The organism is Solemya elarraichensis gill symbiont, assembly GCF_002021095.1.
Classification (GTDB): Bacteria; Pseudomonadota; Gammaproteobacteria; order Chromatiales; family Chromatiaceae.
Genome location: NZ_MPRK01000233.1, coordinates 1 through 5,316, shown reverse-complemented (window position 1 = coordinate 5,316; position 5,316 = coordinate 1). Strand labels below are relative to the sequence as shown.

5 protein-coding genes are annotated in these 5,316 nt (G+C 47.3%); 1 reads left to right on the top strand and 4 read right to left on the bottom strand.

The window, feature by feature from the left end; genetic code table 11:
• Positions 1–720, bottom strand: a 720-nt coding sequence (locus BOW51_RS09520; protein WP_167367315.1) for a YdcF family protein, incomplete at its 3' end; no start/stop codon positions are given.
• A gap of 108 nt (positions 721–828) precedes the next feature.
• Positions 829–1,305 carry a GDSL-type esterase/lipase family protein gene (locus BOW51_RS09515; RefSeq protein WP_245828661.1) on the bottom strand — a complete coding sequence of 159 codons (477 nt, stop codon included), beginning with the start codon at positions 1,303–1,305 and terminating at the stop codon, positions 829–831.
• A 106-nt stretch (positions 1,306–1,411) separates the two neighbouring features.
• Between BOW51_RS09515 and BOW51_RS12015 the strand changes: the two genes are divergently transcribed.
• Entirely contained in the window at positions 1,412–1,738 is a 327-nt protein-coding gene (locus BOW51_RS12015; RefSeq protein WP_442468154.1) for a hypothetical protein, read from the top strand.
• 5 nt (positions 1,739–1,743) lie between these two features.
• Here the strand turns inward: BOW51_RS12015 and BOW51_RS09505 are convergent, their stop codons facing one another.
• Together BOW51_RS09505 and BOW51_RS09500 are read right to left on the bottom strand one after the other, a co-directional pair.
• Complete coding sequence (locus BOW51_RS09505; protein ID WP_078477512.1) at positions 1,744–2,442, bottom strand: DUF5672 family protein; 699 nt, start codon at positions 2,440–2,442, stop codon at positions 1,744–1,746.
• Positions 2,443–2,498: 56 nt separating this feature from the next.
• Positions 2,499–4,832 (bottom strand): glycosyltransferase, encoded by a 2,334-nt coding sequence (locus BOW51_RS09500; RefSeq protein ID WP_078477511.1) that lies wholly within the window; start codon positions 4,830–4,832, stop codon positions 2,499–2,501.
• Positions 4,833–5,316: the final 484 nt, after the last annotated feature.

The window sequence follows — 5,316 nt, the reverse complement described above, 5'->3', positions numbered from 1 at the left end:
GGCACTACCACTATCTGCCAACGAACCAGAATCCGGCAGCAGCTTGCGAACATCCCAGGTTGTATCAACCGCACGATGGTCTGTCGCAGCCGGTGTCACGCGCAAACCTTGCTCTGCGAAATGGCCAATAGCACGCCGCATGTGCACTGCAGAAGTCACCAGGAGAATATGATCGATGCCCTGCTTTTCCAGCGTCTCTTTCACTTGTGCCGCATTCTGCCGGGTATTCAGACTGGCCTTTTCAAGAATGAGAGCTGATTTAGGCACACCAAGATCACGCAGAAAAATCGCCATCGATTCAGCCTCGGCCAAGCCGCCAAGGCGACTATCAACACCACCACTGAGCAGAATCGATTTAACCTTGCCCGCACGATACAGACGCGCCGCATACCAGGCACGATCAGATGCATCATTCAGATCGGGGGCAAGCCGGTGAGGCAACTTGGGAGCAGAAATCCCACCACCCAGCACCACGGCAACAGGTGCAGATACCAGATCAGCCATAGGCACCGGAGGATATTGATGCTCAAGCGATGCCATCAGACGTTCACTGGCCCATGGTGTTGACCATATATAGAGCCACACCAATGCAACCACACCAAAGAAAGTCGCACCACGACGCCAGCCTTTCATGGCAAGCAACAGGGCAAACAAACCCACCAGTAATGAGAAACCGAGCGGCGCAATCAGCAAAGCAGCTGTTTTTTCAATCAGAAACATAATATTCATACCTATTTAAAGCCAAGGCTCTTCATCTATTCCGTCATCCCGGGCCTAGCGAAGCGGAGACCCGGGATCTGGTCATTGTGCAGTACTCAGATCCCACACCTAATACACCGCCCCTTTCTCCTGCAACAATTCGTATATCGACTCAGCCATCTTGCGATAACCCGCCTTATTGAGGTGGACCTGGTCTGACTTTAACGAGGATGTATGCAGCAGATCACTAACCAGGGAATCGTCGAACACCAGCTGATGCTCGTCAGCCAGTTCCTGGTAAAAAGGGGCGGTCCCTGAAAAGAGATTTTTTCTTGGAATGCCAAAAAGAACAACCTGCACACCGCGGCTTTTTGCTGCCTGGATCATGGCGCTAAGGGTGGCTTTTATCGAATCGTGATTCCGGTTTTTCAGAATATCGTTACCACCCTCGATGAGCAGCAGATCGGGAGAGTGACGCTCCAGTTCAGCGGGCAACCGCTTTACGCCCCCGCCGGTCGTTTCACCAGGCACCCCCGCGTTGATCACAGCCAGACCGCTGAGCTCAGCAAGGACAGACGGGTAGCTATCCTGCTTGCCTGCCCCCATCCCGGTCGTGAGGCTGTCACCAAACGCCAGTAGGTTCCGTCATGGCCGATGGAATCCAGTTCCGGAGAGCTGCATGCAGTGAACAGGGCCAGCAGAAATACAACCAATGCAACTCGTCTCATTCGATTCATTCTTCTCCTCTTACAACCAGGCCTGCTGGCAGCAATTTCTCAAACAGCGCATCCAGGTCAGTTTCCAGCTGTCCAGCAGTGACTTCATACTCAGCCAGAATCGTATCAAATATTGTTTGCGGATCACCGCTCTCCCTGAGCAACTGCCAAACACGCGTACCGATTTCATCCAGACCGAAGGAGACTTCACCTTCCAGATCAAGAAGAGCAGTCTCGCCACTGACTTCCTGGGCGAAGAAAGCGATGACCCGGGATCCGAACAGCCCGAGATACTCTTTACATCATTGAACGGGGCGCGTTAATTTATCTATCTGGCCCAGAATTTCATGGAAGCAATTATGCGAGCCAACTTCCAGGAGTTTGAATTAAGAATGAGATCTCGCTCTGCCAACAGTTGGTCTCGTTCTGTCTCCAACTGGTTTCGTTCAGTCACCAGGTGGTTTTGTTGAATTGTTATTATGCTAAAAATCTCTTCAAGCTGCGTTTTAGTCAACTCGGTGTCGTTCTTGATTAAGCCATCAAAATCGAACTCATCAAGATAATCAAGATGAACAAGGGGGTTCGTCATAACAGGGGGGAAGCGGGGGAAGAACTTGTTTTCACCGAAGTAATCGTGAAATCCAAACGGTTTTATCGCCTCTATCTCTTTAACTTCTTGCTCATGTGAAAACCAGCGTGCAACATCAACGGGGGCAAAACGCACACCATGCTGTTCAAGAGTCGTCTTAAAACTCGCGCACAGCAGCACATCTTCATTCAACAATCCATCTTTCTCTTCAAAAGGGAGGCTGAGTTCAGATGGTAGCGTAAGAAGCTTTTTACTCCTGAGACTGAACCCGCCATTCCCGACGCGTACGCATCTCCCCAGACTGTCTTTTAATTCAATATGTGGAGGCCAGGGCGCTCCAATATAGTCATATTCGTAGAACTGTTCCTGCCAGAGATGTGGATTGAGAACAAACCCATCTCGTTGTATGACCAGTTTTTCTCTTTCTCGTCCAGGCATTTTAACAAACCTTGATCACATTGCTTCTAACTTTGAATTCCCGCCACTGCACTCTTTCATGAACGTACTCCTGCAATCTCATTCAAACGTTTTCTGTACAACGAACCGATGACTTCTTTATTAAAGTTTTGCTGAATATAGTGCGCGCCTGCAGAAGCTATCTTCTGGCCAAATTCCCTGTCTTCGTATAGGTGTCGCATATGCTTTGCCGCAGATTCAACTTTGGGGTCAGCCCAGTGTTGGCCCTCGAAAAATGGGTATTGCCCCTCTTGGACGGGAATAAGATTGAAATCCACAAGCAACGAATTATCAGGCCTGGTGAAATCCGTATTACCGGAATAACCTGTACAGATAACAGGCTTGTTCAAGAGCATAGCTTCCGCAGGAATACGGCCAAAACCTTCTGATCTGTGCAAGGATACAAAGCAGTCACTTGCTTCAAGCAGTGCAAAAAAATCCGTTCGGTCCATTGTCTTGTTGATCATGACAACGCGTTTGTTTGCCTCAATTCTGCGCTTGAGCTTTACCCATGCAGGCTTTTGATTCGAGCCATTCATAACCTTGATAACTAAAGTCACAGACTCGGTGCCTAACGGGAAAGCTTGCTCAAATGCATCAAGGACAGCCTCCGGATTTTTCCGGTCCAAATACGAAAAAGCATCAAAAGCAAACACAAAAATATAACTTTTCTCATCCAGGCCAAAATAACTGCGTGGCCGGGATTTAAAATCTGGCAACTCCACACACTCCGGCATCAACTTCACAGGCTTGCTTGTTTTAGCGGCAAATACGGTCTGTATAAACTCTGACGGAGCCCATATTTCATCCATCATCTCTATAGGCATCAACCAGTCATCAGGACATTTTGAGAGCTCCCAGGCCCAGTAGCCAATGTTATACCTTCCTTGGAAAAAATCCCTGCCTAAATACCTGTATGCAAGCAACATGGCTTCCGCATTGACATGAAACAGATTGATATCGTGCAGCGGCTCGCTTGTTGTCTTAAAATTGAACTCTGCATCTTGTCTTGAAGCCGCCATATCAAAGTTCACAGCTGCAATATCATGTCCAACCCCGGAGAGGGCTTCTGCCGTCATTCGTACGTGTTCTCCCATACCCAGCTCGGCATATATATAACCTATCAAGTTAACAGCAGAGCTTTTAGGTGAGGGTGAGTGGGTAGATGGGGGTTCCTGCGACGATGAAGAGTTAATCAACATATCATAGGAGTCCAGTTCATATCGGTACCTGATCTTTGCTCTTAACATACCAAGCTTCAGGTATAAAACTTTCAGGGAAAAGAATGCCCGATCTGATAGAACCATCCTAAGTGAGCCAACACATTTTCTAAAAACTTTCTGCTTCAGCTTTCTTATCGCATGCGATGGGCTGGTACGCTCATCTTTATGCGGATAGCCAGGCTCATTATCATGGTAGTGTGATGGATCTGGATTGTGGCACCGATCAACCCGCATATTGAATTCGTTGGTCTGGTCCGCTAAAAACCACAGGTAAAAAGATTTTTGCCCTTTAGGAGTGTGAATATCAAAGGCACTAACCAAATCAGACCTCGACTTCCATGTTCCATACATCAAGTTGGTGATTGGTTGTTTTGGATTGAACTGCCTGATTTCAGCTAATTCCTCTAACTTCTCAATGCCCATTATATTTTTTTCAGAATGGTTGCTATGAACAGGGCAATATTCCCGGCAATCTTTCAAGGATCTGTTTTCACCAACCAGGTTAGCACCATGTTGACGATAATTGAGAGTTGCCTTTGGATCATAATAGACACGACCACCACTGGCAGTGACGAGTTGATATGCAAACCAGTCGTGACTGACAACTTCCAGACCGGGTGTCATATGACTGAACAATGAACGGGCCTGGTTATTAAAAACCATGGTATTGCCACCCGAAATGCTTTGTACCAGTGCATTGGCAAAACTCGGGGTTCGCCCAAATAGCGGTGAAAATCCGATTTCCTCGCCATCCTCGTCGATTAACCTGGTACGGGAGCAATAGAGCGCGGGAATGGTGTCTGGCTGCTGCTCAAGCCAGTTGATCGCATTGCGAAGCTTGTCCTTATCCCAGATATCATCCTGATCCGACCAGGCATAATAGTCAGCTGACAAGTTGGCATTACTGATTAAAGAAAGAAAATTAGCCGCAAAGCCCGCCCTGGGGCCATCAAATATATGTTGTCGGTCGTGCCCCAATTTCTCCTGAAAACCTTCCAGTACTTTCCTTGTGTCATCGACAGAGCCATCATCTGAAACCCAAATTTTCCAGTTATCATATGATTGATCCAAAAAGGAATTTAACTGTTCCTCCAGGTATTCTTGCCCATTGTAGGTACAGAGAATAATAGCGACTGTTTTAGTGGGCATGGGTTACTGCTTCAGCGATGTCTAAATTTATAACAAATAATTTTCATATCGGGCTTCTCACAAACGACCTGATTGAAGGACGTCTGTATCCTTAATGCATTGTACAGATTCTCGATACCGACAGAAGAGAATTATCCGGAAGATGTTCACGAGTCTGTGGCATGTCGGCTCCAGATGCGGCATGATTCTACGGGTGAGGACTTGAGCCGGTTTTAGCTGGATAATAAATACACCTGTCAGGCAGTTAACTCATTCTAAATAAAGGTAAATAATGTCATTCTTTATGAGCAAATTCCTGCCGCTTTTTATTTATCCACTTGGAACGGCGCTGGAGGAATCAACATACGCCATCAAGGAATATATTGGATTGTTTGTCTACCGGCAGCTCGGGTGGATCGAATGACAGCTGTTTCTCAACCGGCCAACAAGCTGGCTTCTGTTATGTTTCTACTGGGCATCATTGCCCTCGCACTGGGTTTTACGC